Annotated in this window: 25 protein-coding genes and 1 pseudogene; 12 read left to right on the forward strand and 14 right to left on the reverse strand. The window is 37.9% G+C overall.

What is annotated here, in order from left to right:
- Nucleotides 1–133: 133 nt before the first annotated feature.
- The 4 genes from serA to mdh all read left to right on the forward strand — a co-directional run bounded on the left by serA (nucleotide 134) and on the right by mdh (nucleotide 4456).
- On the forward strand, nucleotides 134–1711 hold the full coding sequence (gene serA, locus VB691_RS08950; protein ID WP_323291140.1) for a phosphoglycerate dehydrogenase: 1578 nt from the start codon (nucleotides 134–136) through the stop codon (nucleotides 1709–1711).
- A gap of 60 nt (nucleotides 1712–1771) precedes the next feature.
- Nucleotides 1772–2668 (forward strand): 50S ribosomal protein L11 methyltransferase, encoded by an 897-nt coding sequence (gene prmA / locus VB691_RS08955; RefSeq protein WP_323291141.1) that lies wholly within the window; start codon nucleotides 1772–1774, stop codon nucleotides 2666–2668.
- Between the two features lie 575 nt (nucleotides 2669–3243).
- Nucleotides 3244–3462 (forward strand): NAD(P)H-quinone oxidoreductase subunit O, encoded by a 219-nt coding sequence (locus tag VB691_RS08960; protein ID WP_323291142.1) that lies wholly within the window; start codon nucleotides 3244–3246, stop codon nucleotides 3460–3462.
- 19 nt (nucleotides 3463–3481) lie between these two features.
- The gene (gene mdh, locus VB691_RS08965; RefSeq protein ID WP_323291143.1) at nucleotides 3482–4456 is read left to right on the forward strand and encodes a malate dehydrogenase; all 975 of its coding nucleotides are present in this window, start codon (nucleotides 3482–3484) and stop codon (nucleotides 4454–4456) included.
- Here the strand turns inward: mdh and VB691_RS08970 are convergent.
- Nucleotides 4453–5085, reverse strand: coding sequence for a Uma2 family endonuclease (locus tag VB691_RS08970; protein ID WP_323291144.1), 633 nt, complete (start codon nucleotides 5083–5085; stop codon nucleotides 4453–4455). The two genes, mdh and VB691_RS08970, sit on opposite strands and share 4 nt — an antisense overlap.
- 37 nt (nucleotides 5086–5122) lie before the next feature.
- Nucleotides 5123–5497 carry a cytochrome c gene (locus VB691_RS08975; RefSeq protein ID WP_323291145.1) on the reverse strand — a complete coding sequence of 125 codons (375 nt, stop codon included), beginning with the start codon at nucleotides 5495–5497 and terminating at the stop codon, nucleotides 5123–5125.
- A gap of 395 nt (nucleotides 5498–5892) precedes the next feature.
- Between VB691_RS08975 and VB691_RS08980 the strand changes: the two genes are divergently transcribed.
- Nucleotides 5893–6780 carry a hypothetical protein gene (locus VB691_RS08980; protein WP_323291146.1) on the forward strand — a complete coding sequence of 296 codons (888 nt, stop codon included), beginning with the start codon at nucleotides 5893–5895 and terminating at the stop codon, nucleotides 6778–6780.
- A 66-nt stretch (nucleotides 6781–6846) separates the two neighbouring features.
- Here VB691_RS08980 and VB691_RS08985 read toward each other — a convergent pair whose 3' ends face one another.
- Nucleotides 6847–10074, reverse strand: a complete 3228-nt coding sequence (locus VB691_RS08985; RefSeq protein WP_323291147.1) for an eIF2A-related protein — start codon at nucleotides 10072–10074, stop codon at nucleotides 6847–6849.
- Between VB691_RS08985 and VB691_RS08990 the strand changes: the two genes are divergently transcribed.
- Entirely contained in the window at nucleotides 10067–10297 is a 231-nt protein-coding gene (locus VB691_RS08990) for a COP23 domain-containing protein (protein WP_323291148.1), read from the forward strand. The genes VB691_RS08985 and VB691_RS08990 overlap by 8 nt on opposite strands.
- 47 nt (nucleotides 10298–10344) lie before the next feature.
- On the opposite strand, the gene VB691_RS08995 is transcribed toward VB691_RS08990, so the two are convergent.
- Nucleotides 10345–10605, reverse strand: a complete 261-nt coding sequence (locus VB691_RS08995; RefSeq protein WP_323291149.1) for a type II toxin-antitoxin system RelE/ParE family toxin — start codon at nucleotides 10603–10605, stop codon at nucleotides 10345–10347.
- Entirely contained in the window at nucleotides 10605–10901 is a 297-nt protein-coding gene (locus VB691_RS09000) for a type II toxin-antitoxin system Phd/YefM family antitoxin (RefSeq protein ID WP_323291150.1), read from the reverse strand. The genes VB691_RS08995 and VB691_RS09000 overlap by 1 nt, the downstream gene beginning before the upstream one ends.
- A 105-nt stretch (nucleotides 10902–11006) precedes the next feature.
- On the opposite strand from VB691_RS09000, the gene VB691_RS09005 reads away from it, so the two are divergent.
- Together VB691_RS09005 and VB691_RS09010 are read left to right on the forward strand one after the other, a co-directional pair.
- Entirely contained in the window at nucleotides 11007–13781 is a 2775-nt protein-coding gene (locus VB691_RS09005; protein ID WP_323291245.1) for a tetratricopeptide repeat-containing serine protease family protein, read from the forward strand.
- Nucleotides 13782–13855: 74 nt separating this feature from the next.
- Nucleotides 13856–14455: a tetratricopeptide repeat protein gene (locus VB691_RS09010; RefSeq protein ID WP_323291151.1), complete on the forward strand. Its 600-nt coding sequence runs from the start codon at nucleotides 13856–13858 to the stop codon at nucleotides 14453–14455.
- Between the two features lie 84 nt (nucleotides 14456–14539).
- On the opposite strand, the gene VB691_RS09015 is transcribed toward VB691_RS09010, so the two are convergent.
- The 3 genes from VB691_RS09015 to mazG all read right to left on the reverse strand — a co-directional run bounded on the left by VB691_RS09015 (nucleotide 14540) and on the right by mazG (nucleotide 17103).
- Nucleotides 14540–15529 (reverse strand): DnaJ C-terminal domain-containing protein, encoded by a 990-nt coding sequence (locus VB691_RS09015; protein ID WP_323291152.1) that lies wholly within the window; start codon nucleotides 15527–15529, stop codon nucleotides 14540–14542.
- 102 nt (nucleotides 15530–15631) lie between these two features.
- On the reverse strand, nucleotides 15632–16237 hold the full coding sequence (gene lepB / locus VB691_RS09020; RefSeq protein WP_323291153.1) for a signal peptidase I: 606 nt from the start codon (nucleotides 16235–16237) through the stop codon (nucleotides 15632–15634).
- A 32-nt stretch (nucleotides 16238–16269) separates the two neighbouring features.
- Nucleotides 16270–17103 (reverse strand): nucleoside triphosphate pyrophosphohydrolase, encoded by an 834-nt coding sequence (gene mazG / locus VB691_RS09025; protein WP_323291154.1) that lies wholly within the window; start codon nucleotides 17101–17103, stop codon nucleotides 16270–16272.
- Between the two features lie 697 nt (nucleotides 17104–17800).
- Here mazG and VB691_RS09030 point away from each other — a divergent pair.
- Together VB691_RS09030 and VB691_RS25825 are read left to right on the forward strand one after the other, a co-directional pair.
- A complete protein-coding gene (locus VB691_RS09030; RefSeq protein ID WP_323291246.1) occupies nucleotides 17801–17995 on the forward strand; it encodes a transposase family protein in 195 nt (64 codons plus the stop codon).
- Nucleotides 17996–18046: 51 nt separating this feature from the next.
- Nucleotides 18047–18136: pseudogene (locus tag VB691_RS25825) on the forward strand (transposase); the annotation flags it as partial.
- A gap of 174 nt (nucleotides 18137–18310) precedes the next feature.
- On the opposite strand, the gene VB691_RS09035 reads toward VB691_RS25825, so the two are convergent.
- The 6 genes from VB691_RS09035 to VB691_RS09060 all read right to left on the reverse strand — a co-directional run bounded on the left by VB691_RS09035 (nucleotide 18311) and on the right by VB691_RS09060 (nucleotide 21617).
- A complete protein-coding gene (locus VB691_RS09035; protein WP_323291155.1) occupies nucleotides 18311–19132 on the reverse strand; it encodes a hypothetical protein in 822 nt (273 codons plus the stop codon).
- A gap of 167 nt (nucleotides 19133–19299) precedes the next feature.
- On the reverse strand, nucleotides 19300–19473 hold the full coding sequence (locus VB691_RS09040) for a hypothetical protein (RefSeq protein WP_323291156.1): 174 nt from the start codon (nucleotides 19471–19473) through the stop codon (nucleotides 19300–19302).
- A gap of 177 nt (nucleotides 19474–19650) precedes the next feature.
- A complete protein-coding gene (locus VB691_RS09045) occupies nucleotides 19651–19869 on the reverse strand; it encodes a hypothetical protein (protein WP_323291157.1) in 219 nt (72 codons plus the stop codon).
- Between the two features lie 119 nt (nucleotides 19870–19988).
- On the reverse strand, nucleotides 19989–20156 hold the full coding sequence (locus VB691_RS09050) for a ribbon-helix-helix protein, CopG family (protein ID WP_323291158.1): 168 nt from the start codon (nucleotides 20154–20156) through the stop codon (nucleotides 19989–19991).
- A gap of 484 nt (nucleotides 20157–20640) precedes the next feature.
- On the reverse strand, nucleotides 20641–20994 hold the full coding sequence (locus VB691_RS09055) for a hypothetical protein (RefSeq protein WP_323291159.1): 354 nt from the start codon (nucleotides 20992–20994) through the stop codon (nucleotides 20641–20643).
- Nucleotides 20995–21242: 248 nt separating this feature from the next.
- The gene (locus tag VB691_RS09060; protein WP_323291160.1) at nucleotides 21243–21617 is read right to left on the reverse strand and encodes a hypothetical protein; all 375 of its coding nucleotides are present in this window, start codon (nucleotides 21615–21617) and stop codon (nucleotides 21243–21245) included.
- An 831-nt stretch (nucleotides 21618–22448) separates the two neighbouring features.
- Between VB691_RS09060 and bchD the strand changes: the two genes are divergently transcribed.
- Both bchD and VB691_RS09070 read left to right on the forward strand, forming a co-directional pair.
- On the forward strand, nucleotides 22449–24464 hold the full coding sequence (gene bchD / locus VB691_RS09065) for a magnesium chelatase ATPase subunit D (protein ID WP_323291161.1): 2016 nt from the start codon (nucleotides 22449–22451) through the stop codon (nucleotides 24462–24464).
- A 187-nt stretch (nucleotides 24465–24651) separates the two neighbouring features.
- Nucleotides 24652–25233, forward strand: a complete 582-nt coding sequence (locus VB691_RS09070; protein ID WP_323291162.1) for a hypothetical protein — start codon at nucleotides 24652–24654, stop codon at nucleotides 25231–25233.
- Nucleotides 25234–25399 lie beyond the last annotated feature (166 nt).

Below are 25399 nucleotides of genomic sequence, written 5' to 3' on the forward strand. Positions count from 1 at the left end.
TATGCTCACCTTTAAACAGCAAAACTGGAAATCTTTTTAACGATTTAGGTGGAAAGCGCACATAGACCGCTACAATAAGCTACTGCAACCATGAGACTAAGACAATAACCGATCACCCCTACAGAAACGAATTATGGCAAAAGTTCTTGTATCAGACCCCATTGACCAAGTAGGTATCGATATCCTCTCCCAAGTGGCGCAAGTAGACGTTAAAACAGGACTGCCCGCCGAAGAATTAGTTAAGATTATCCCTGAATACGATGCCCTCATGCTTCGTTCTGGAACCCGTGTCACCAAAGAAATTATTGAAGCTGGTACTCAACTCAAAATCATTGGTAGGGCGGGCGTAGGGGTCGATAATATTGATGTTCCTGCTGCTACTCGTCAGGGTATTGTGGTGGTTAACTCCCCAGAAGGCAATACGATCGCTGCTGCAGAACACGCCTTAGCCATGATGTTATCCCTATCCCGTCATATCCCTGATGCTAACCAGTCCGTTAAGAATAAAAAATGGGACCGCAAAAAATTTGTGGGGGCCGAAGTCTATAAAAAAACCTTGGGCGTAGTAGGTTTAGGCAAAATTGGTTCCCATGTGGCGAATGTAGCTAAGTCAATGGGCATGAAATTATTAGCCTATGACCCTTTTATCTCCCAAGATCGGGCCGAACAGTTAGGCTGTACTTTGGTCGATCTCGATTTACTCTTTTCTGAATCGGATTATATTACTCTACATATTCCCAAAACCACCGAAACTAATCATCTCATCAACAAAGATGCTTTGGCCAAGATGAAACCGACTACCCGCATTATTAACTGTGCGCGGGGCGGTATTATTGATGAGGATGCTCTTGCTGAAGCTTTGGCCGCTGGTCAAATTGCCGGGGCCGCTTTAGATGTGTTTGAAGAAGAACCCCTAGGAGAGTCCAAACTCAGAGACTTAGATAATATAATTTTGACTCCCCATTTAGGCGCATCTACGGCAGAAGCACAGGTAAATGTGGCTATTGATGTGGCCGAACAAATTCGGGATGTTCTCTTAGGGTTGCCGGCCCGTTCTGCGGTTAATATTCCCGGACTCACCCCCGATGTCATGGAAAAAATGCGCCCTTATTTACAATTAGCAGAAACCTTGGGCAATTTAGTGGGACAATTGGCCGGAGGACGCATTGAACGCTTAACGGTGCGTTTACAAGGGGAATTAGCCACCAGTAACAGTCAACCGATAGTTGTTGCTTCCATTAAAGGGTTATTATCCCAAGCTTTGCGGGAACGGGTAAATTATGTCAATGCTGCTATTGAAGCAAAAGAACGGGGTATCCGTATCATTGAAACCCGTGATGCTGCAATTCGAGACTATTCTGGTTCTCTCCATCTCTCGGCCCAAGGTTCTATGGGTGAACATTCTGTGACTGGTGCGCTACTCAGTGATGGAGAAATTCGTATTACTGATGTGGATGCTTTTCCCATTAATGTTCCTCCTAGTAACTATATGTTATTTACTGTTCACAGGGATATGCCAGGTATTATTGGGAAAATTGGCTCTCTGTTGGGCAGTTTTAACGTTAATATCGCCAGTATGCAAGTGGGACGTAAAATTGTCCGAGGTGATGCTGTTATGGCTGTGAGTTTGGATGATCCTTTACCAGAAGGACTGCTGTCTGAAATTATTAAAGTGGCCGGCATTCGGGACGCTTATACCGTTAAGCTGTAACTACTGTGGGGGCGAATGGCCATTCGCCCCTGTTTCTGGTGATGTTTACTGTAGAATTCCATGTCAACTAGCTGGTGGGAAATTAGTGTTTTATGTCACCCCAATTTGGAAGAATCCATTTTTTGGCGGTTAGAAAAGTTTGGCTGTTCGGGAACCTCTAGGGAAATTAAGGGAAAATCCTATATTATTCGGGCCTATGTTCCTCAAATTACCTATCAATCTTTGGATATCTCGGCCTTGTCCCTTTGGTTACAACAGGATGCTTTAGTTTTAGAATTGCCTCAACCCCTAACCCGTTGGAAGTCAATTGAAGATGAAGACTGGTCTAGCAGTTGGAAACAATACTGGGAACCGACAGAAGTTGGCGATCGCTTCCTGATTTATCCGGCCTGGTTAACCCCACCAGAAAAAACTGACCGGATCATCCTCCGTTTAGATCCTGGGGTGGCCTTTGGGACGGGAACTCATGCCACCACACAACTTTGTTTAGAGTCCCTAGAAATGCGTTTATCTAACCCGAAACATGATCTAGTTATTGCTGATCTTGGCTCAGGATCTGGTATTCTTTCCATTGGGGCGATCTTGTTAGGCGCAACGAAAGTTTATGCTGTAGATACTGATCCTTTGACCATTAAAGCAGCTAACGAAAACCGTGAGCTTAATCAAATTTCTGCCGATTCCTTAGTGATTACTCAAGGGAGTGTTGAAAAATTATTAGAATTGGTTCCTGAAGGGGTAGATGGGATTGTTTGTAATATTTTAGCTGAAGTTATTATTGAGTTGATTCCTGAGTTTTCTAAGCTGGCAAAACCTCAAAGTTGGGGGGTTTTAAGTGGGATTTTATTAGAACAATCTCACGCGATCGCTGATACCCTAGAACAACATGGATGGGTAGTTGCTGCCCTCTGGAAACGTAAAGAATGGTGTTGTATTCAAATTCGCAAAGCTCAAAGTTAGTTAAAGTTTCTAATGATGCAATAAGTATCAGAGTTCCCATTCTGAATCAAAAAATCACAAATTTTTAACCAATTCTTGGCGAGAAATCCCCGATTGAGGAACGAAAATCGAGGGATGATAGCCAAGGCAGCACTTTTGTGATATACTGTCTTCTGGTTGCGACCCACCCGAACTTTGGATTGACAGACAGCCTAACATCAAAGCAAAGTAGCAATACTTTCGGCGCAGGAACATTGTCAGATCGGGAAAAGAAATCGCGCTCAGAATCAAAAAGTCGGCAGCAATAGCGTAAGTCCAAACAGTGATTTGTCGAAGAACAATTTATACTCCTTGGGACACAGGGAGTCTGCCTCGGTGCAGTGAAAACTGTACGCCAGGAGCGTACCACTTTTGTGAGTAAGACCTGCGGAGGGAACGTAAGACCAAAACAAAACTTGTTTTGTGGAGGCTGATCCCGTTGAAAGAGGAAGCCCCGTAGGTCGCTACGCGGAATGCGTGGGTATGTCACGGAAGCTTGCCTAGAGATTCCGTGTACAATCAAAATTTAGTGCAGAAAATTCTGATAATTAACCATCATGGCAGCTAAAATAAAAAAAGGTGCATTAGTTCGCGCTGTAAGAGAACAGCTAAATAATAGCCTCGAAGCCAAAGCAAGCGATACCCGTTTTCCTCCCTATATGTTTGAAACCAAGGGAGAAATTCTGGAACTGACTGACGAATACGCCCTAGTTAGGTTTTCAGTCCCTACCCCTAGCGTTTGGCTACGCATCGACCAACTCGAACCTGTAGAATAAGGCTAAATCTACTATAACCATGACTGTCTCCTCTGACTCAATGCTTCCTTGTCAATCCCTTTGTGTCTCCGTCATTGGTGCCGGAAATGTCGGACGCACCTTAGCCCAACGCATTGCCGAAAAAGATCTGGCCAATGTGGTGTTATTGGATATTGTTGAGGGCCTACCCCAAGGCATTGCCCTTGATTTAATGGCGGCTCAAGGCATTGAGTCACACAATAGCAAAGTTATTGGCACGAATAATTATGAGGAGACAGCAGGATCTGATGTAGTGGTGATTACCGCAGGGCGGGCCAGAACCCCCGGTATCAGTCGGGATGACTTAATGGCAATTAATGCCAAAATTGTCGTTAATGCGGCTCAGCAAGCGATTAAATACTCTCCTGATGCTATTTTTATCATCATTACCAACCCCCTAGATGTGATGACTTATTTGGCCTGGAAGGCGACGGGGCTACCTCCCCAACGGGTGATGGGTATGGCTGGAGTTTTGGACTCCTCCCGCTTACAGACTTTTATTGCCATGGAATTAGGCATCTCAACGGCCAATGTGACGGCGTTGGTTTTGGGGGGTCATGGAGACTTAATGTTACCTTTACCTCGTTACTGTACGGTTAATGGGGTTCCTATCCCTGAATTGTTAGACCAAGCTACTATTGAGCGTCTGGTGGAAAGGACGCGCAATGGTGGGGCTGAGGTGGTGAAGTTATTACAAACGGGAGGGGCTTATTATGCGCCCGCTTCTTCTGCTTGTTTGATGGTTGAAACTATTTTACGGGATCAATCTCGTTTATTGCCAACGGCGGCTTATCTTCGGGGAGAATATGGATTAGATGATATTTATCTTGGGGTTCCTTGTTTATTGGGATGTCGTGGGGTGACAAAGATTTTAGAGGTTCAATTGACGGAACAAGAAAGGGAATCATTACATATTTCCGCTAATTCTGTGAGAAAAAATGTTAAGTTAGCCTTAGAAAGTGTGGGAATGAGTTAATCAATTTTTTTGATATTTTTCCTGAATTCTAAGACAGCATCAAAAGGTTCATCCCATTTTATATAACTGGTTAATAAGTCCAAGTCTAGGTTAGGTAATAACTTGCTTTGGTTAGATTGTAGATAGGTTCCATTGACTAAACAATGCACTTTTAACTGTCTATTTTGCCAAAACCAAACTTCAGGAATTGCTAAAGCTTGATAAATTGTCAGGGTATTAATTCCACCGCTAGTAATAACGACTTCAATGGCTAAATCAGGCTGATCTTTTTTCTGACCAAAACAATAAGATTTATCTGCTTCAATTCCCTTTTTTACGTGAGGACTCCGCCAGGTTGTTGAACCTAAAGAATAAAATCTAATTCCCATTTCTAATAAATAGGTTTCTAACAAAATTCCAAGATTTTCTTTGTCAATTTCATGGCGACTACTGGGGGACATAATTTGTAAAATTCCCTGATCATAAATAACTCGAAATAAAGGTGAATCTCCCAAATATTCTAATAAATCAGCATAAATTTCCCAAGAGATACCACTTAAAATCAATAGTTGATCACTTTCAAGGTTATAACTGTTTAGCTGATCTAAAATTTGTGAAAATGGTTGACTGTTTATCGAGGAAATAACCATGATTTTTCCCTATTTTTGTCTAAATCATCTTTCTATTTCACAGAGTTTCTAAATAACTCAATAAATCTGACATTTCTTGGGGGTTGGGTTGAAATTTTGGCATTGGTGGGGTTTGGCCGCTGGTTACTTGACGAATCAAACCTAGTGTAGATTTATGCTTTTTGATATGACGTAAACTTGGCCCCACCATACCATTGCCTTGTAACCCATGACATCCTGCACAATTAATTTCAAACATTGCCTGGCCTCTTTCCATATTTCCTGTTAGAGATAACACTTGATTAATATAGGGATCAGAAATTTGATGAAGATACAAACCAACCATCACCACAATGACCACAAAAATAATGGCGACGAAAATTAAGGTTAGCTGTTGGATAATATCTTTGGGTTGAATTAACTGTTCAGTCACGGGTAATTATCAAGGGATGGATCAGAGCAACTTGTTCTTTACATTTTGCAATATTTTGGGACTAATGGGCCCCTTTCGTTAAATTGATGTAACAATGTTGGCTTAAATCGGGCTAAATGATTAAGATATTTAAAAAAAACTTGACAATAAACACTATTTAGTGTTCAAAATAAAAGTTAACAAGTTTAAGGCTCTTAGTATTGATTAACATTGTGCAACACTTTCCTTCCTCAAAAATGTGAAGTCCTTTAACATAGAAGGAACACTGCAATCTTCCTCAGAGACTAAGGGTATAAGTAGGTTAATTTCTGTAACCCAAAGCGCAATCACTCACTTACTCATTTCTGCTCCTCGCCAAGACTGCTCACGCTATATTCTCCTGTCTTGTAAATACTATGTTTAAACGCTTCTTGGCTAATCAATGGTTTCGTTCTACCGTCTCTGCTGGTTGTTTATTAACGGGATGGTTACTTGCTGCGCCTTTATCTGTTCACGCGGAAACTAATTTTATTCCCCCTGAGATGGATTATGGAGTAGAAACGGTTTCTCTGGAGTCATCGGTGACTGAATTTGAGGATGAGACTGTACCGGAGTCATTCACTGTACCTAATGACCCCCTGGATAGTCCTTTTCCTGTTCCTTGGCAATGGTTAATCGAAACTCAGCAAGAATTTAGTAGCAAAGGGACAGTTGGACAAAGATACTATCGCAGTCAAGCTTTACTGTCTCCTGATGGCAAATATGCGGCTTATACCCGTATTTCCATGATAGCGACACCGGAACTCCATGAGTCTCAAGCCACGAGTGTGATGTTTTTGGAGAATTTGCAGACAGGAGAATTACAAGTCATTCGACCAAACTCTCCCCTGGCCAAGCATTTGCATGATGGGGAAAACCAGGAAAATGAACCAGGGATTATGTCAATTTTAATGCCTGTTTCTTGGTCTTCTAATGGCGATCGCTTATTATCTCGTCAAATGGAAGGATTTTTTAGCACTTCCGATGTGACAGATTATGCTGTCATTTGGGAACGAGACACGAATCAAACTACCACAGTTACCCCCACCCCGAAACCCCAGGATCATGAAACGGCGATTCTTTTAGGATGGAATGATAATAATAGCAGTGAAGTCCTGTTTAAATCGGGAATGTTAGGGGATGAAGATTGGCCGGTGGTGGCGGTTACGCCTCAAGGTAACACATTATTAGCCAAGGATGCTGATTCAGTGACTTATGGGCAATTAGTTACCCGTAGTTGGACTGGTTCTCAAATTTTGCAATAACAGGACTCTATCTGTAGGGGTAATTCATGAATTACCCCTACTTAATCTCTAAAAATATTATGCTTTCTATTGACAAGTGGGCAAAGTTTTTTGTCTAGAATTATTCATTATCCAATAATCTTTGAGCCAACGACAACCTTGGATTAAGAGTTGGTCTAAATTAATTGGCCAAACCCTAATATCTCCATAACTATCTCCAACAATCAAAACTTTACTATCAGGGGTAAAATTAAGACTGGTAACAGGACTATTAGACTGTTCAATAGTTAATAATAAAGTGGGATTTTGTTGAAGTTTCCAGAATTCAATATTACCGTTATTTCCACCAACTGCAAGTAGTTTACCATCAGGACTCAAGGTTATTACTTTCAGTTCATTTCGGATATCAGTAGTTATTTGCTTAAGCATTTTTTCTTGATTCCAGATGGTAATTAATCCTTGATGACTAGCAACAACAAAGGTTTTGCTATCTGGACTAAATTTAATGCTTTGTATATTGCTTTCTGGGTGAGTATTTAAGGTAGTAATTAAACTTCCTTGACTGTTCCAAATTTTAATCACTCCTGTTTGACTTCCTGATATAAACATCTTACCATCATAACTAATATCAAGGCTATTAATGAGTTCTTGATTAGATTTAATACTTTTTAATAAATCACCTTCTTTATTCCAGAGTTTAATGATTCCAGTTTCATCGGCAGAAATGATTAAGTTACTATCAGGACTAATTATAATACTGGTAATTTCTTGTTGGTGTCCTTTTAAAGATTTAATCGTTTCTTGAGCATTAATTAGTTTGATTACTCCATCAGCTTGTCCTAAGACTAATAGGCGATTATCTAAATCAAAATCTATACTGCTGACTAAGGTTTTTTGATCAGTCCATTGTTGAAAAAGCTTCGTGTCTAAGTTCCAAATATTGACCAATCCATTTAGACTTGCTGCTATCATTCTTTTACCATCTTTACTTACCCCTATTTTGATAATTTCTTCACCTTGCTGCATTAAATCTGGGGAACTTTTTGTTAATTTCCAGAGTTTAATTGTTCGATCTTCACTGCCAGAAACAAGTTGAGTTCCATCAGGACTTAAATTAATACTATATACAGAATCTCCATGACCTATTAATGTCTTTTTAAGTTGACCTTGAATTGTCCATAATTTAATTTTTTTATCAAGACTTCCTGTAATGATTGTTTGATTATCAGGACTAAAAATAACCCCATGAACAGACTGTTTATGTCCCATTAGTGTCTTTAATAATTGACCATTTATCGTCCAAATTTTTACGGTTTTATCAACACTTGCTGAAGCCAATAATTGGTGATCAAAGCTTAAGGCAATATTATTAATTACCTCTCCGTGAGCTTTAATACTTTTAATTGGTTTTCCTTCTAAAGACCAAAAAATAATCATTCCTTGATTATCTCCGGTAATAATTTCTTGTCCATCAGGAGTAAATTTTAAGCTATAAATAGAATGGTTATGACTAAATTTTTTGACTAAATTTCCGTCCATATCCCAAATTTTAATAATTCCATTACGACCCGTAGTTGCAATTATTTTATTATCAGGGCTAAAATTTAGTGTATAAATAGACTCTCCATGATGAGATGTTTTAATCAGCGTACCTTCTTTTGTCCAAAAAGTAAGCATTCCTTCCATATTACCTGAAGCAATGAGTTGACCATCTGAACTAAATTCTACATAATTAATAGGGCTATTATTTTCACTAGGATTTAAAGTTTTAATTAGCTGACCATTAGCTTTCCATAGTTTAATACTGCCATCATCACTTCCCGTAATAATGAGAGTTCCATCAGGACTAAATGCAACATTTTTTACTCCTTTTTGATGACCTTCTAATTGATTTATTTCTTGAATTTCATTGAGGATTTTCAATAAAGCAGAAACAGGACTAAGGGTGGGATAATCTGCTAAAGATGAATTAGTATTTAAGATTTTTTTTAAATCTCGTCCTGCTTTTATTGCTAATACTAAACTATCGAGTTGTTTTTGATCAAATTCTGTCTTTGCTTTAATTCCTGCTTTTTCTAAACGGATACCTTCCTTGGCAATATTTAACTGATTTTGACTATATATTGTTGTAGTAATTGCGATAATAATTGAGACTAAAGAAGTTACTCCAAAAATGATACTGCCTCGTTTAATTAATTGTTGTGCTTTTTGGTTTGCTTCTACTAAAATTTGATTCTCTTTTCGATCTTGTTCTGCTTGACTTGCTGATAGAAATTGATAATATATCTTACTTAAAGTTTTGTCTTTTGACCACAATAATGCTGCGGTTAAACTTTGTCCTTGTAGTAAATAATTAGGATAACGATGATTAGTTATCCATTGATTTATTTGCTGATAATAAGGACGGAATTTATTTAATTGTTCTTGAATCCATTCTTGATTAAAAAGTTGGCGATAAATAGGGTTATAAATCTGTAAATATCCTTTATGTTTGAGAGCTACTCCTGTTAGTCTTAACGTCATTTGTTCTGGGGTATCATTGGCTAAAATTGGAGACTTAACAATTTGGGAATATAACTCTAATAATGCAATGGCTTTTTGTTCATTAATTAATAGGCGATCGCGGATAGTTCTGAGATGTTCTGGTTGATCTTGACTTTCCCAATTTTCAATAATATATTCTTGAATAATTTCTTCAATATTAGGATTTATATTTTGACATTTTTCAGTAATTAAATAACAAACTTTTTGGGTTAAAAAGGGTTGTCCTCCTGTCCAAGTTAAAATCTCTTTTAATAATACATCTGGTTGATTAAACTGTGATAATCCTGTTAATAAAGCATCTTTTGCTTCAAGAAAACTTATTCCTGATAAATTAATAGATTTACCAATATTAAAGGGAGTTCTTATTTTATCTTGAATTAAATCTGTAGGAGACGCAACTCCTAATAAACAAAAACTAAGATTATTATATTGTATTTTTTCAACCCTTAGATTGTAACATCCACGAATTAAAGCTAAAAAATCATCTTTAAAGGGAATCCGAATTAAACTATCAATCTCGTCAATAAAAATTACTAATTTATGATCAACTGTCTCTAAAATTAATTCGATTAGCTGTTGTAATTTTTGAACTTCAGTTAGTCCCTGAAATTCTTGCCAAAATAAATTTAAGTTAATTTCATCTAATTCTAAACCATCCAATAGGAGACGAGAAAAACTTTTATACCATTGTTCTTGATTGACATTAACACCAATTAATGTTAAGTCTACAAAAGCGCAGCAAATTCCTTCATTTCTTAATCTTTTGGTCACCCGAACCCTTAGACAAAGTGTCATTTGTACGGCAAAAGAATATGGAGAAGGATGTAATACTCTATTAATTACTTTGCGTCCGAATGATGATTCAGGAAAGTTTTTAGATGAAATTGTTCGTATTTTAAATGGGGAGCAAATTGGACCTCGCAAACATACCAATCAACGGTATATGAAAATCGATATTGAGGAATTTTTGCGGACTGCCCCAGTAGAAAAATAATCCTGTAATTCAGTAAGGTGGGCAATACCCACCCTCTTTTTTTTCTTCTACTTTCGATACACTTCTCTTCTGTGGCCAATGCGTATTACCATAACGACTAATCTATGATCAAACACTTCATATATAATTCGATAATCTCCCACACGAATTCGATAAGTATTATCTTCTCCTACCATTTTTTGGGACTGAGGAGGACGAGGGTTAAGCGTTAACTGCTCAAGTTTTGTCAAAATTACCCTTTGAATATCGGCTGAAAGTTTTTTAAACTGTCGTTTAGCTGATGATTTTAATTCAACCTGATAACTCATTATTTTAATTCTTGTTTTAACTCATTTAATGAAGTCGTCGGTTCTAAATCTTGCCTCGCTTCTCGTAATGCTTCTCGGTCTATCTCATCCTCTTGTTGAGCAATCATTTTTTCTAAAAAAGCAAAAGCTTCTAGAGAAATCATCACGGCTTGCCCTTTTCCTTGATGGGTAATAATAACAGGAATATCGTTTGTTTCAATTTGTTCTATGATTTCGCTTAAGTGATTTTGAGCTTCGTTAACTGTTATTGAAATAAATCGCTCACCACTCATTTGATTAACAGCAATATGTGTCATTAGATTTCCCTAGTCAAAATTTTTCTGGTCAATTTAGGATCAATTGTAGCGTTTCCTCAACTGCTTACCCAAACAGCTAAAACCCCACAGCAAACCGCCCAAACTATCACCGTTAGAGTCTATACAGGAGACACCAATGGGTCAGGGGTACTGATTGGCCAAACCGGAGAAACCTACACCGTTATTACCAATGCCCATGTGGTTAAACGGGGGGAACCCTACCGCATTCAAACCCCCGACGGCATCACCCATAATGCTACCCTGAAAACCGCAGAAGATTCCCTCACAGGTAATGATTTAGCCCTCTTACAATTCAATTCTACCAATTCTTACAGTTTAGCCACTTTCGCCGCCACAGACCCCTTAAAACCCAATCAAGCCGTTTATGCCGCAGGATTTCCCTATGATAGTCCTCAACTTAGCATCAGTGAAGGAAATGTTACCCTAATCACCCCAAAACCCATCACAGGAGGCTATCAAATTGGCTTTAGCAACCCCACAAAACAAGGAATGAGTGGGGGGGTATTGTTAAACGAAAAAGGGGAATTAGTAGGCATTTTAGGCAAAGGCAACGCCATTTTAACCGATGCTTATAACTATCAAGATGGTACTCGTCCTGATGCTACTTTGCTGAAACAAATGCAGCAGTCCTATTTTGCCATTCCCATTGAACCTGTGGCCTTTCTCGCCAAACTCTACAGCGAAGAAGCCACAAATACCCAAATTCCCCGTCAAGTTAACCAAATTGCTGAAAAAATCACCGTCCGCATTGAACGCCCAGATCCTAATGATGGTTCTGGGGTCATCATTGGACGCAACGGACAAACCTATTATGTCTTAACTGCCGGTCATGTGGTAGAAGGCATAACAGACTTTAAAATTATCACTCCTGATGGTAAATCCCATGTTCCCAAAAAAGACGGGATTAAAACCTTTGAGGGCGTAGATATTGGGGTGGTTGAGTTTACCAGTCCCGAAACCTATCAAGTGGCTACCTTAGCTGACTATACTGTAGGTGGTTTTAAAACGAATAAAATTGATATAGATATTCAAAAGCCCCTGATCTTTTTGTCGGGCTTTCCCTTGGTTAAATCCGGTAATCCTAGCCGTAAATTTACCATTGGGGTCGCCTCTCCCGAATATATTAACCTAATGGCTACCAATGACCGTTATTCCCTCTCTACAGGCATGGAATTGATCTATAATGCCCTATCTTTACCTGGGATGAGTGGAGGGGCAGTTTTAGATCATCAAGGCCGTGTTATTGGCATTAATGCAGGGGCAGAATATGCGGTAATCGGTCAGGGAGAAGAAGCTGAAGAACTTTATTTTGGCAATAGTTTAGGGGTTCCCATCAAAACTTTTTTAGGACAACTGCAAAAAGGCAACCTTAATCCCCAATGGTTCAAAATTGAAACCAAAGCCCCAGAAACTTTATCAAAAGAGCAAATTAATCAAATTCGTCTTGGTTTCTTTACCCAAAAGACCCCCACAGCGTCATCAAGTGCGGTGGAATGGTTTCATTATGGGCAATTTTTAGCCCGTTTGGAACAATATGATCAAGCTATTGCAGCATACAATCAAGCTATTCAAGGCAACCCGCAATTTTATCAAGCTTATTATCTCAAAGGTGTTGCCCTCAAGTGGCGGGAAAAATATCCTGAAGCCTTAGCTGCGTTAGAAAAAGTCATCGAAATTGACCCTAAAATTTACCTAGCTTGGTATGAAAAAGCGAGGATTTTGCGTTATGAACTCCAAAAATACCCAGAATCTTTGACTGCCTTGGATAAAGCACTAGAATTACAACCCCAAGAAGCGAAATTATATGGTTTGCGAGGCACTATTTTAGGTGACTTAGAACGAGATCCCGAAGCAGAAGAAGCCTATACAGAAGCCATTAAACTTAAACCGAATGCTGACTCTTACCTCGGTAGAGCCTTTGCTCGTCAGGAGTGGGGAGATTATGAAGGGGCGATCGCTGATGCCACAAAAGCCATTGAATTGCAACCCAACTATTCATTGGGTTATACCACAAGAGCCATGAATTATTGGCAACAAGGCATAGATATATCTGCTGCCCTAAAAGACATTAATACTGCTATTCAACTCGATCCTGATTTCTTAGTTAATTATTTTTCTAGAGGCCTTATTCTTAGTCAGATAAATGATCACCAAGGAGCGATCGCTGATCTAACAAAAATCATTAATAATGGGAGAGAATTTGACCCAGATATGTTGAAGCAGACTTATTTTATGAGAGCGAGTAACTATAGTACGTTGAAAGAGTGGAATAAAGCGATCGCTGATTTTACGAAAATTATTGAATTAGACCCCAATAATGCAGAGCATTACTTTGTACGGGGACTCTACCGCCATTTGGAAGGAAAAGATCTACAAGGGGCTTTAGCTGATTTAACGAAAGCGATCGCCCTTAAACCTGATTCTGCTAATGCCTATCACCTCAGAGCAGAAGTTTATGGTAACCAATTAAAAGATGCAGAAAAAGCGAAATTAGACTACAAAAAAGCTGAAGAATTATTTACCCAAAATATCCAAAAAGTTCCTAATGATCCTTTAAATTATAGTTTCCGAGGGGGTGTTCGTCGAAGTTTAGGTAATACCCAAGGGGCAGAGGAAGATTATAAGAAAGCCAAAGAACTGTTAGCTCAAGATAAATCTTTGGCTATAGAAGGGTTTGAAACAATTCAAAATTTTAGAGCCAAACAGAAACGAATGCAAGCTTATTATACCCAAGAAATCAGTAAAGCTCCTCAGAATTTTAAGCTTTATTTTTACCGAGCAATTGTTACCCATGAGCTAAGAGATTATCAAACCGCTTTAGATGATTTTAACCGTTCTATCGAACTTAATTCTAATTAAAAAATGCTCCTAAAGGAATTGAGGATTTTACCCAACTTATTAACCGTCGTCCCAACAGTCCTAAACCCTATCTTATGCGAGGATTCTCCTACGCTAATAACCAACAATATGAACTGGCTATCAAAGATTATAGCCAATTTATTGCCCTTGTTCCTGATAATGCTGTGGGATATCATGCAAGGAGTCTAAGTTATTTTGGTTCAGAGAATTACTTAGCTGCTTTACAAGATATTAATCAGGCAATTAGTTTAAATCAAAATCAAGCAGATTTTTACTTTCTTCGTGGCCTTATTTATCAAAAACAAGGGGAATTTGATCAAGCTTTAGAGGATTATAAATTAGCCGTAGAGAAAAATAAAAATTTAGCTTCTGCTATCATTAATATTGGCTATATCTCCTATGAAAAAGGAGACACTGAAACCGCCTTACAACAATGGCAAAAAGCCCTAGAAATTAATCCGAATTTAGCAGAACCTCAATTAGCTATTGCAGCAGTTCTTTATGGTAAAGGCGACACAGAATCAAGCTTAGAAGTGGCTAAACAAGCCCTAACTTTAGATAAACAATTAGCTGATGTAGACTATCTCAAGAAAAATCTTTGGCCTGATAAATTAATAATAGAAGTGAAAAAACTTCTACAAAATCCAGAAATGGTTACTTTCCTCAAAAAATAGATATTCGTAGGGGTTTAACACTGTTAAACCCTATCTCAAACTCAATCCTTAGAACATTATCAATAAAAGAAAGCATCAACGAGACTACAACCGAATGCTGGATAAATTGCTACGGGGGTTATAGGTACGACTGTCACGAATTTTCTCGTAATAGTCTCGTTCGGTATCACTGATATTTTGGGGCGTATCAACCACAATTTTAACTAATTGATCTCCCCGTCCATCTTTGGGATGTATCCATCCTTTTCCCCGTAAACGTAGGGACTGGCCGGAACGAATGCCAGGGGGAATTTTAACCGTCACCATGCCATCAGGGGTAGGCACTTCCACTGCTGTTCCTAAAACGGCTTCATCAGGGGTAATAGGTACTTCACAGACTAAGTTATCCTCCTCAAATTGAAAGAAGGAATGGGGTTCAAGTTCCACATTCAGATATAAGTCTCCTCGGTTTTGACTGTGGGGACTGGCGGCCCCTTTTCCCTTTACCCTAACCCGACTTCCGGCTTTCGCCCCGGCAGGAATTCGCACATCTATGATTTCATTGCCTAAATTCAGGCGTTTTTGTACCCCGCGAAAGGCTTCTGAAAAGGTGAGACGCAGGGTTGCTTCTCGGTTGGGGGCGGGGGTTTGGCTATCAAAGCCGCTACTATAAGGATTATAGCCTGTGGGGCCGCCTCTGCTGGTACGGTAGCTATAATGTCCGGTTGTGGGGCCACCAGAGGTTGAATAGCGTCCTAATAATTCATTGATAAATTCTTCAAAGTTACCATACTGGCTAAAGTCAAAGCTTCCCATATCAACACCGACGTTACCGCCGCCGGGCCAGGCACTTTGGTCGGCTTGTTTCCAATATTGCCCAAATTGATCGTATTTTTGCCGTTTTTCGGTATCAAATAGCACTTCGTAGGCTTCACTAATTTCTTTAAAGCGTTCTTCTGCTTCTTTATTATCGGGGTTTCTGTCGGGGTGATATTTAACCGCTAGTTTCCGAAACGCCTTTTTAATTTCGTCCGCGCTGGCGTTTTTGTTCACTCCTAGTATGGCATAGTAATCTTTGTAATCGGTAGCAGCCATCTACAGAAATCTCCTCTTGAGTGGTTAATTAGGTTAAACAGTTGGGGCAGAAAGATCCTTAATAATATTTTACTATAAGTTAATTGTTATTGAGTTTTCCTTTTAATTTACCTTGACAATACTACCAATTCGATTGAAAGGAAAGAATCTAAAAACAGCATTACCAATCACATTCTTTTCGGGTAAAAATCCCCAAACATGAGAATCATTACTATTATTGCGATTATCTCCCATGACAAATAAATAGCCTTCAGGAACTTGGACGGGTTCTAAGTTATAATGAGGAGATTCTAGGATATATTTTTCATCAAGGGGTTGATTATTAAGATAGACTTTACCATTATTAACGGCAACGGTTTCTCCTCCTTTGGCAATGATTCTTTTAATAAATGCTTGCTCTTTTTTGTATCCTTGTAATTGTAATTGAATGGGCGGTTCAAAAACAATAATATCTCCTGGTTGGGGAGGATGAAAATAGTAAGAAACTTTTTCAACTACTAAGCGATCGCCTGTTTCTAGGGTGGGAGACATAGACTCTGATGGAATGTAGCGGGGTTCAGCAATAAATGTACGAATAATAAAGGCTAAAATTAAGGCAATAACGAGAATTTGTACATTTTCCCATAAAGCTTTCCATCGGTTATTTTTTTGGACTTTTTCCTGTTCAGAGACGGAAGATGATTTTGTTTTTTCTTGATCTAAGGTCATAAAAATTGTTCTAGCTGTTCTTGAATTATAGCTTATTGGTTTAATTTTTTCTTGGCTTGTTGCCAAAGGTTTTCTAATTCTTCTAAGCTATAATCAGTTAAGGGGCGATCGGCAAAGGTTTCCATTTTAGAAAGACGTTGAATAAACCGTTCATTAGTTCCTGATAATGCTTCAGACGCATCTAAACCATACCACCTCGCTAGGTTTATTATGGTAAAGAGTAAATCGCCTAATTCTGATTGTTGATGTTCTTGATTATCGGTTTCTAATGCTTCTTTAAATTCTGCTAATTCTTCTGAAAATTTATCCCAAACTCCATCAATATTTTCCCATTCAAATCCTGCTTTTGCTGCTTTAATTGAGATTTTACTACTTGCCATTAAGGGGGGTAAAGTTCGATTATAATGGGCTAGTTTTCGACTCAATAATTGAGCCATTTCTGGGGTTTCTCCTTTCTCTTGTGCTTTAATTTTTTCCCAATTTTGTCCTACTTCTTCCCTATCTTTAACTGTTACATTTCCAAAGACATGAGGGTGACGACGAATTAACTTTTCTGTGATGCCTTGCGCTACTTCTTTTAAGCTAAAATGTCCATAATCATCGGCAATTTGTGCCTGTAATACTACTTGTAATAATAAGTCTCCTAATTCCTCTGCAATGGCATTTTGATCTTCACTTCTGATGGCATGAACTACCTCATAGGCTTCTTCTATTATGTATGGTATCAAAGTTTGGGGGGTTTGGGCTAAATCCCAAGGACATCCACCGTCAGGCGATCGCAATTTTGCTACTACTTCAATCAGGTGGTTTAATGCTTCTAAAATAGCATAATAGGTTTGGTTTGGGGTGGTTTGGAGTTTAGACATAGATAAGAGTCATAAGGTGTCTATTATCTATTGTTAACTAAGTTGTCCCTATTTGTAAATGTCGCGCAAAGTCGCAAAGGGTAGATGTAATTTGTTCGGTTGTAGGGGCGCAATGCTTGCGCCCTTGTTATAATATAAGAAGGCAGTGGGTTTGTAATTAATCAAAATGTAGTAGGGGCATAATAGTATTATGCCCGTTAGCGTCAGGATTTAACGGTGTTAAACCCCTACAAATATTAGCGTGAGGGTTTAACATTTTTAAATCCCTACAATTAAAGCTAAAATGGGTTCTACCGAACTTATTATGTAAATTCTTAAAATAATAACTTACTTTTTTTAGTAAAAAGAAAATAGAATAAGAAACAAGATCCTTACAAGGCTTGCTTTTAGAGACATTTAATGGTTAAATAAATATTGAAAGAAAAGTGATATTTCAAGTTAACTTACACTCATGCCATCAAATTCTCAACTAAACTTAATGACAAATGTCCTTCAATTAGAAGGAGTTATCGTTATCAATGGACAATGGACAATTGACAATTGACAATTGGTTAATTTGGTTTAAAACCTCCTCTTTTAAGGGGAGAAATTAAAAAATTTTTCCTTATTTTCAATCCTCTACCTTTTAGGTAGAGGTAATTGTCAATTGTCCATTGTTCATTGTCAATTGTTGAAAGATTATCAGTTAATAGAGGGGATGGGAATAGTTTTATCCCTAGAGAAAGTAGAGAAGAAAGCAACTTGTATATACTGTGGTTCTGTGACCAGAAAACTACACCAAAATAATGCGCTAACAATCAGAGATTTGCCTTGGGGAGAGCAAAGTGTTTATCTCAAAATAAATCGTCGTCAAATGAGATGTGAGAAATGTCAAAAGAAATTCATAGTCTAACCCACCCTACGAATTATAAGCTTTACTTATCACCACAGGTACGGGAGAGCCTTGAAGTTGATTAAAAGAAGAGGTTATGGTTTTAGGAATTTTGATAATTTTCAAATTAGAAGTTTCTTAACTTGGCATTTTTCTAGCTAACTTTACATACTAGGTTCGGTAGAACCATAATCTTTTTGTATTTTCAGTTAAGTGGTCGGACATAAATAAGCGTAGGGTGGGCATTGCCCACCAAAAGGCTAAAACGCTGATCTAGAGGTTATTGTGGGCAATGCCCACCCTACAAGTTGTATTCGTTTAATTATGTCCGACCACTTATTCATTATTTTTCTTATTTCTAATTTCTTCTTTCCATTGTTTAAGTTGTGTACATTCAGGTTGACCTGTAAACATTTCTCTGGCCCAATGTTCACAATTATAACTAAGTTTATTCCAAACTCTTCGATGGATTTTTCTGGAGGCTTTTATTCTGTCTTCAACATCACTATAAGGAATAGATTTGGGTAAATGTTCTTGAACCAACCATTCTAATGAATAACCAACTTCATGAATATATCCAAACCCTTTTTCAACGAGACTATTTTGTGCCTTTACGGTTTCTCCAGTAAAGAAATGAGCAACTCTAAATCCTCGACTACTAGCAACCACAATACCATAATGGTTATAAGGTTTGTTATTTTCATCTGTACAATGTACAGCAACCAGATCACCAATTTTTATGACTCGATCATTTTGATCATAGATATCATGTTCTCGATCTAAAAGTGTTATACAGTTGGAAATATCTAATAACAAAAGTTGAGTTTCTTTAAAGGGTTCTTCTATCCATTTTTGATTTAAGTCAGGAACCAATTCTACTACTTTATCAAATTTTTCTTTTGCCCATTTTAAGTGCTTCACTAAAGTAGTAAAAGAATGTTTACATTGTTGATAGTCAATATGACTAAAACGGGTATCAATTATAATTTCTAAGCAGTTAGCTGCCCATTTACAAATTTCTTTTATTTCTCTATCTTTCGTATGTCTAGCAATTTGAGATAATTCGTGACGAATAACATTATTATGTAAATGATTGTGAATTTCTGCTAGTAGATAAAAAGCTTGGGCAGGGTTAGAATTTTCAGTTTTAAAGCTCATTTTTATCAACTTTTTTCTTGTTTAGCTAAATCAACACCTACATACAGACTGAAGCCTGATACTATAGAAACTAAGTCTCCCTTCGGAGACTAAATTGAACCCGCGTAGGCGGGTTTTGTCTGTATAGCTTAACCCTTAAGGGTTTGAGCCTATATTTTTTAATAGTTTTACATAGTAGGTTCGGTAGAACCTTTATTTTGTGTTTTTTTACGTTCCTGTTTATGTTTTTGTTCTAGCTCATCAATAAGAACTTTTGTGACAGGAGGAGCAACTGCTTCAATAATTTTTGATCCTAAACTAGCAGCTTTAGCCATTGATTTTGAGTCATTTGTACGAGACATAGATTAATCCTATAATTTATTAAGTATTAGTATATCTCAGTCAATCTACTTTACGTAAACTGCTGTAATTACAGAAAAAATTTAGATTTTTTTGTCGCTTATCAGTGTAATTTCGTAAAATCATCAATGGGCTTTAGATAATCAGTATAATAATCATTAGTGATTTATTGCAAAATTTTAAATTAGTAAACTTCCAAACTTTGTCAATTTTCCAGCTTCTGACGGCGTTATTTTTCGCTTACCTTGTAACACATCTAAAACGACTTTTTCACTATCAAATATCCTTAAAAAATCTTGGGGAGATAAATTATCTTCTTCTATTAAAGCTTTAAGTAACTCAACACTTTCTAATTTTGGGATAGGTTCTGAATTTTCTTCATATTCATAAATCAACATTCCTAATACTTTTAAATAATCTCGATTGAACAGGTATTTAATTGGTTAAAATTTAATCTCTAAATGATTAAAAGTTGAGAACTTTAAACCTAAAAACTCCCAACCTTCAACCCTTCAATCTATTCCATGACTGCTGTTTCCCGAACAGGTAAACTATGTATAAACTGTCTGATGACTTCCGTTTTCGTCTTTCCATCCATGATGCAATACGCTTCAAGACGCAATAAGTCCTTTTCTGGAAGACGGATGGTTAACACCTTATCAGACTTGGGTTTTGTTCTGGCCATTCTCTTTACATACTAACATTGTACTTTATTTGTCCTAACAGGATTATAGCAGGATTTTACAGGGTTTCAAGCCCCTTTACTGTATTTTGTTAGTACAATAACTTGACAAAGTATAAATTTTGTCCTATGATAGTAATAACGGAGCAAAAAACTGCACTGTTTGTTGAATCGGAGATATGTGTCACTAACCCCTCCCTAAAAGGGACGGGGCTTGCCTAGACCAATTTGGGCAACGCAAGTAGAGACTACCACATTGAGACACAACTTGGTACAGACTTCCGAATACTTCCCTAGTTCGGATTCGATATAGATATTAAAGTTCATGGTTACATCGCCAAATTTATAACATATTATAACAGGTTGGAAAAACAACTGTTGCGATCGCACACCCAAACCTGAGCATCTAGAGTTGAAACCCAAGCATACATAACAGGTTATAACAGGTTATAAAATCTGAGTTCTAACTTCTGACTTGCGGACTTCGTTAAGGGTTAGTAGTAAAAAATAATCTCGCTCCAGCAGTAGCAATAGCACCAACCAAAAGAACAATTAAGGCCCAAACCTGATTTTTTTGAGTTCCTTCTACCTTTTCCATTCGTTTATCTATCCCCTCAACTTTTTCTGTTAGGGTTACGATCTGAACCTCAATAGTATTGAGCTTGTCTAGTTTTGTGTTTACGTCCTTAATTTCTTGTTTAATCTCTTTTTGATTATTGTCTAGTTTAGCGTTTATGTCCTTAATTTCCTGTTTGATCTCCTTTTGATTATTGTCGATTTTATCTTCAATGCGCTTCAAGACTTCCTCTAAGGAGTAGGTAACGGTAACAGGTTCATTCATCGGTTAAAATCCTCCTAAAGTCTTTAAAATACTTACCTGACTTTATTATAGTTGAATATTATGAGTCTTTATCTTTAATCAATGTTAGAGAGTATCTGCATAATTGAACTATATAAAAAATCGTTACAGTTTTGGAGAAAAAACGAGAAGAATTATCTTTGTTGTTAGTAGCAGGGTTTGACATTTTATTCTTAGTTAACTCAGCTACTAACTAGAGGCATTTAATTCTATTTTTGGGACAATCAAGATCAAGAGAAGTCATAAGTTTTTTTTTGCATCATAGATAATTGTTTCAATTTGCTTCTAAATTTTTCTCCTTGATCTTGATAATGACATACTGTTTTTTTGTTCATTGTTTCTTTTCGAGACAAGATACAATAATCAATTTGTTCCAGTAAAGCACTAAGAAGCAAGTCATCTTCTGCGTCAAGATGGTTTCTACGGTTAGCATATTCTAGATACACTAAACTCATCAAAAGTGTCAAAGTTGGACAATGTTTGTCTAATACAAAACTGAGTTTGAAGTAAACAGTTGATTGTCTGGTTAGGTTCAGGTATTCGGTTTTTTCGATATTTCCTTGATGGCCAATATTGCGGGATGTCATGCCTAATTTCTCCGTCATCTTTCTTGAGGCGATTTATTTTTGTTAATAGTCGTGAAAATGCAAAGGTAATCTTCTGTCTTTTGAATAAGTAAAAGACACTGAATATGGATATAATTCGAGGTGATATATCCCAAAATTGCCTACTTATATGTTTAAGTTGAGTGAAATTCCTTCGATATTTTCGTTGTTCTTTGAACAAATGAGGTGAGAAAATGATGGTAATATATTCTTTCATAATTTCAATTAATATATGTGAAACGTTATTGCTTATTAGCTTCAATATTGATTGTAGAATAGGAAAGTTTATATAAGTTAAAGTTGGTTTTTCGATTATTCGATACGCTATATCTATGCACGTAGCAAGTACATCTTCGTCTTTGGTGACTTCTTGTTTTAAATTTTCGGTGACTTCTTGTTTTAAATTTTCAACGTATTCAACGTATTCAACGTATTCAACGTTGAATACGTAAAAATAAAATAAATCATCATCATCATAAGACATGATATAACTCTCCATTAAATATGTTTTACAATTGTCCACTTTCTAACTAAGAGGCAAACTTGCACCGAAATGGGACAAGATACAGAAAAAATTTTCTTCATCCAGCTAAACACAGGAATTTGAAGCGTTAAATATCACTATCTAACCTAATCATAGATAGTTTTTCAATGTTGCTGCGATCGCCTAATAAAAACCCTAGTGCTATAGTTTAAATCTGAATATGTATAACAGGTCATAACAGGTTATATGAAATCGACCAAGGGTTTAATGGTATTAAACCCCTACGGTAGTGTATTTACGGTCATGGTTCGTGATACATTGGCATTAATCGTTAAAAATTTTCTCGAATGCCTACCCCTACCCTCACCCCCATTAACTTTCCCCTAACTGCCGTTGTTGGTCAAGAAGCCATCAAACTCGCCTTATTATTAGCAGCAGTAGACCCAGGTTTAGGGGGTGTGGTGATTGCAGGAAGACGGGGAACTGCAAAATCAGTGCTTGCAAGGGGAATACACGCCCTTTTGCCCCCTATTGAAAGAATACAAGATAATCCCTTTAACTGCGATCGCAACATTCCCAATGAATGGGACGATAATACTCAAGAACAATACATAAACACTTCCCTTGAAGACATCCCTACAGAAATAGTCCCGGCCCCCTTCATACAAGTTCCCATCGGCGTTACAGAAGATAGACTATTAGGATCAGTAGATGTAGAGGAGTCGGTTAAACAGGGAGAGGCTATTTTTCAACCGGGGTTGTTAGCACAAGCAAATCGAGGCGTATTATATGTAGATGAAGTAAACTTATTAGATGAGCAAATTTCCAACCAACTGTTAAGCGTTTTGACCGATGGACGCAACCAAATAGAACGGGAAGGGATCAGTTTTCAACATCCTTGCAAACCTATTTTAATTGCTACTTATAACCCCGAAGAAGGGCCATTAAGACGGCATTTATTAGACCGCATTGCGATCGCCCTTTCTGCGGATGGTGTATTAGCCCTCGATCAACGGGTAAACGCAGTTAACCAAGCTATTGACTATGCTAACTCTCCTCAAGCATTTCTGAGTCAATATAACGACGAAATAGACGATATTAAGACTCAAATTATATTAGCCAGAGAATGGTTAAAAGAAGTCAATATTACCACCGATCAGATTCAATATTTAGTCGAAGAAGCACTCAGAGGAGGGGTAGAAGGACATCGGGCCGAAATTTTCGCCGTCAGAGTCGCTAAAGCTTCTGCTGCCTTAGATGGACGCAATATTATCACCCCAGACGACCTGAGAAGGGCGGTAGAACTGGTGATAGTTCCCCGTTCCACCATGATGCAACCTCCCCCAGAAGATGCACCTCAACCCCCTCCTCCTCCCCCACCACAACAACCTCAAGATGAGTCTAACCAAGACCAAGAGGACAAGGAAGAAGAAGAAGACAAGGAAGAACCGGAAGAAGAACCCCCAGGCATTCCCGAAGAATTCGTTTTTGATATAGAAGGGGTTATATTAGACCCCAGTGTGCTTTATTTTGCCCAAATGGCTCAAAATCAGGGTAAGTCAGGCAGTCGTAGTCTGATCTTTTCCGAAGATCGGGGACGCTACATTAAACCCATGATACCCAAAGGCAAAAGCAAACGTATTGCGGTTGATGCAACCTTACGCGCTGCGGCCCCCTATCAAAAAGCCCGACGTTTAAGGCATCCTGGGCGCAATGTTATCGTAGAACAGGGTGACATCCGTTCTAAGCGTTTAGCACGCAAAGCAGGGGCTTTAATCGTCTTTGTGGTGGATGCTTCCGGGTCAATGGCCTTAAACCGGATGCAGTCCGCTAAGGGTGCAGTGATGCGTTTATTGACAGAAGCCTATGAAAACCGCGACCAGGTGGCTTTAATACCCTTCAGAGGGGAACAAGCAGACGTTTTGTTACCACCTACCCGTTCTATTTCTTTAGCCCGTAAACGCTTAGAAACCTTGCCTTGTGGGGGTGGTTCACCTTTGGCCCACGGGTTAACCCAAGCGGTTCATGTGGGGGTGAATGCCAAGATGTCGGGGGATATTGGTCAGGTGGTGATCGTCGCTATTACGGATGGTCGAGGGAATATTTCTTTATCTCGTTCTTTAGGGGAACCCACACCGGAAGGAGAAAAGCCAGATATTAAGGGCGAACTATTAGATATTGCAAAAAAAATTCGGGCTTTAGGTATTAAATTATTGGTGATAGATACAGAGAAAAAATTTGTTTCTACGGGGTTTGGTAAGGAGTTGGCCCAAACAGCAGGAGGGACTTATTATCAGTTACCAAGGGCGACTGATCAGGCGATCGCTCAGATGGCAAGAGGCGCGATCGCTGATTTAAGGTAGTTTTCTTAGGTGGGTAAAACTTTAGTTATTGTTATCTCATTATTAATAATATTCATTTGCCCACCCTACCCCCTATTATCAGAAAATATACCGACATCTTCAGCTTTTTACTCTCTAAAGATTGACTATACGGTAAATTGCAGTATAATAAACAATGATATTGATCGTGATAGTGAGGAATTATAACTTGAGTAAAGAATTTGAGCCGTTATTTATATCTGATTCAGATTACCATAACAATGCCTTATTGAATTTCCAAGACGATATGTCGTACGGATACATTGAGGGTTACAAGCGGGCAGCAGATTTTCTAGTAATTCAGGTTAATGAAAAACAAATTGGTAGAGATCGAGATTTTCTAGTTTATCCAATTGTTTTTCTATATAGGCAACACATAGAGTTACTTTTGAAGGATATTATAAATAATGGTCATCAACTTCTAAATAATGAAATTGGTCATCCTAAACACCATGAAATAGATAAGCTTTGGCTTTTAGTTAAAGACATAGTTAACAAGGTGTCGCCAGAAGAAGATCCCGAAGAATTTAAGCTGATTGATCATGTCATCAAGGAGCTTAGTGAAGCTGATCCCAAATCAATGAGCTTTCGATACTCTAAAGACAAAAGTGGTCAAAAATCGAATCCTGGGCTTTCCTGCATCAATCTACGACATTTGGGACAAACCATTGATGAAGTCAGTTCTTTCCTATATTGTATACGTACTGATATTTCACATTCCTTGGATCAACAAAATGAGTACGATCGCTGATCTTGTAGGGTGCGTTAATGAAATGTAACGCACCTAAATTTATGCTTATTGATTCATTTATTTATATGATAAAATACTAATAATAAATAATCAGCTTGTAGGTTGGGTTGAGGAACGAAACCCAACGATCATAAATTCATGTTTAATTAATTTATTTAGTGGCAAT

The organism is Crocosphaera sp. XPORK-15E, from assembly GCF_034931425.1.
Lineage (GTDB): Bacteria > Cyanobacteriota > Cyanobacteriia > Cyanobacteriales > Microcystaceae > UHCC-0190.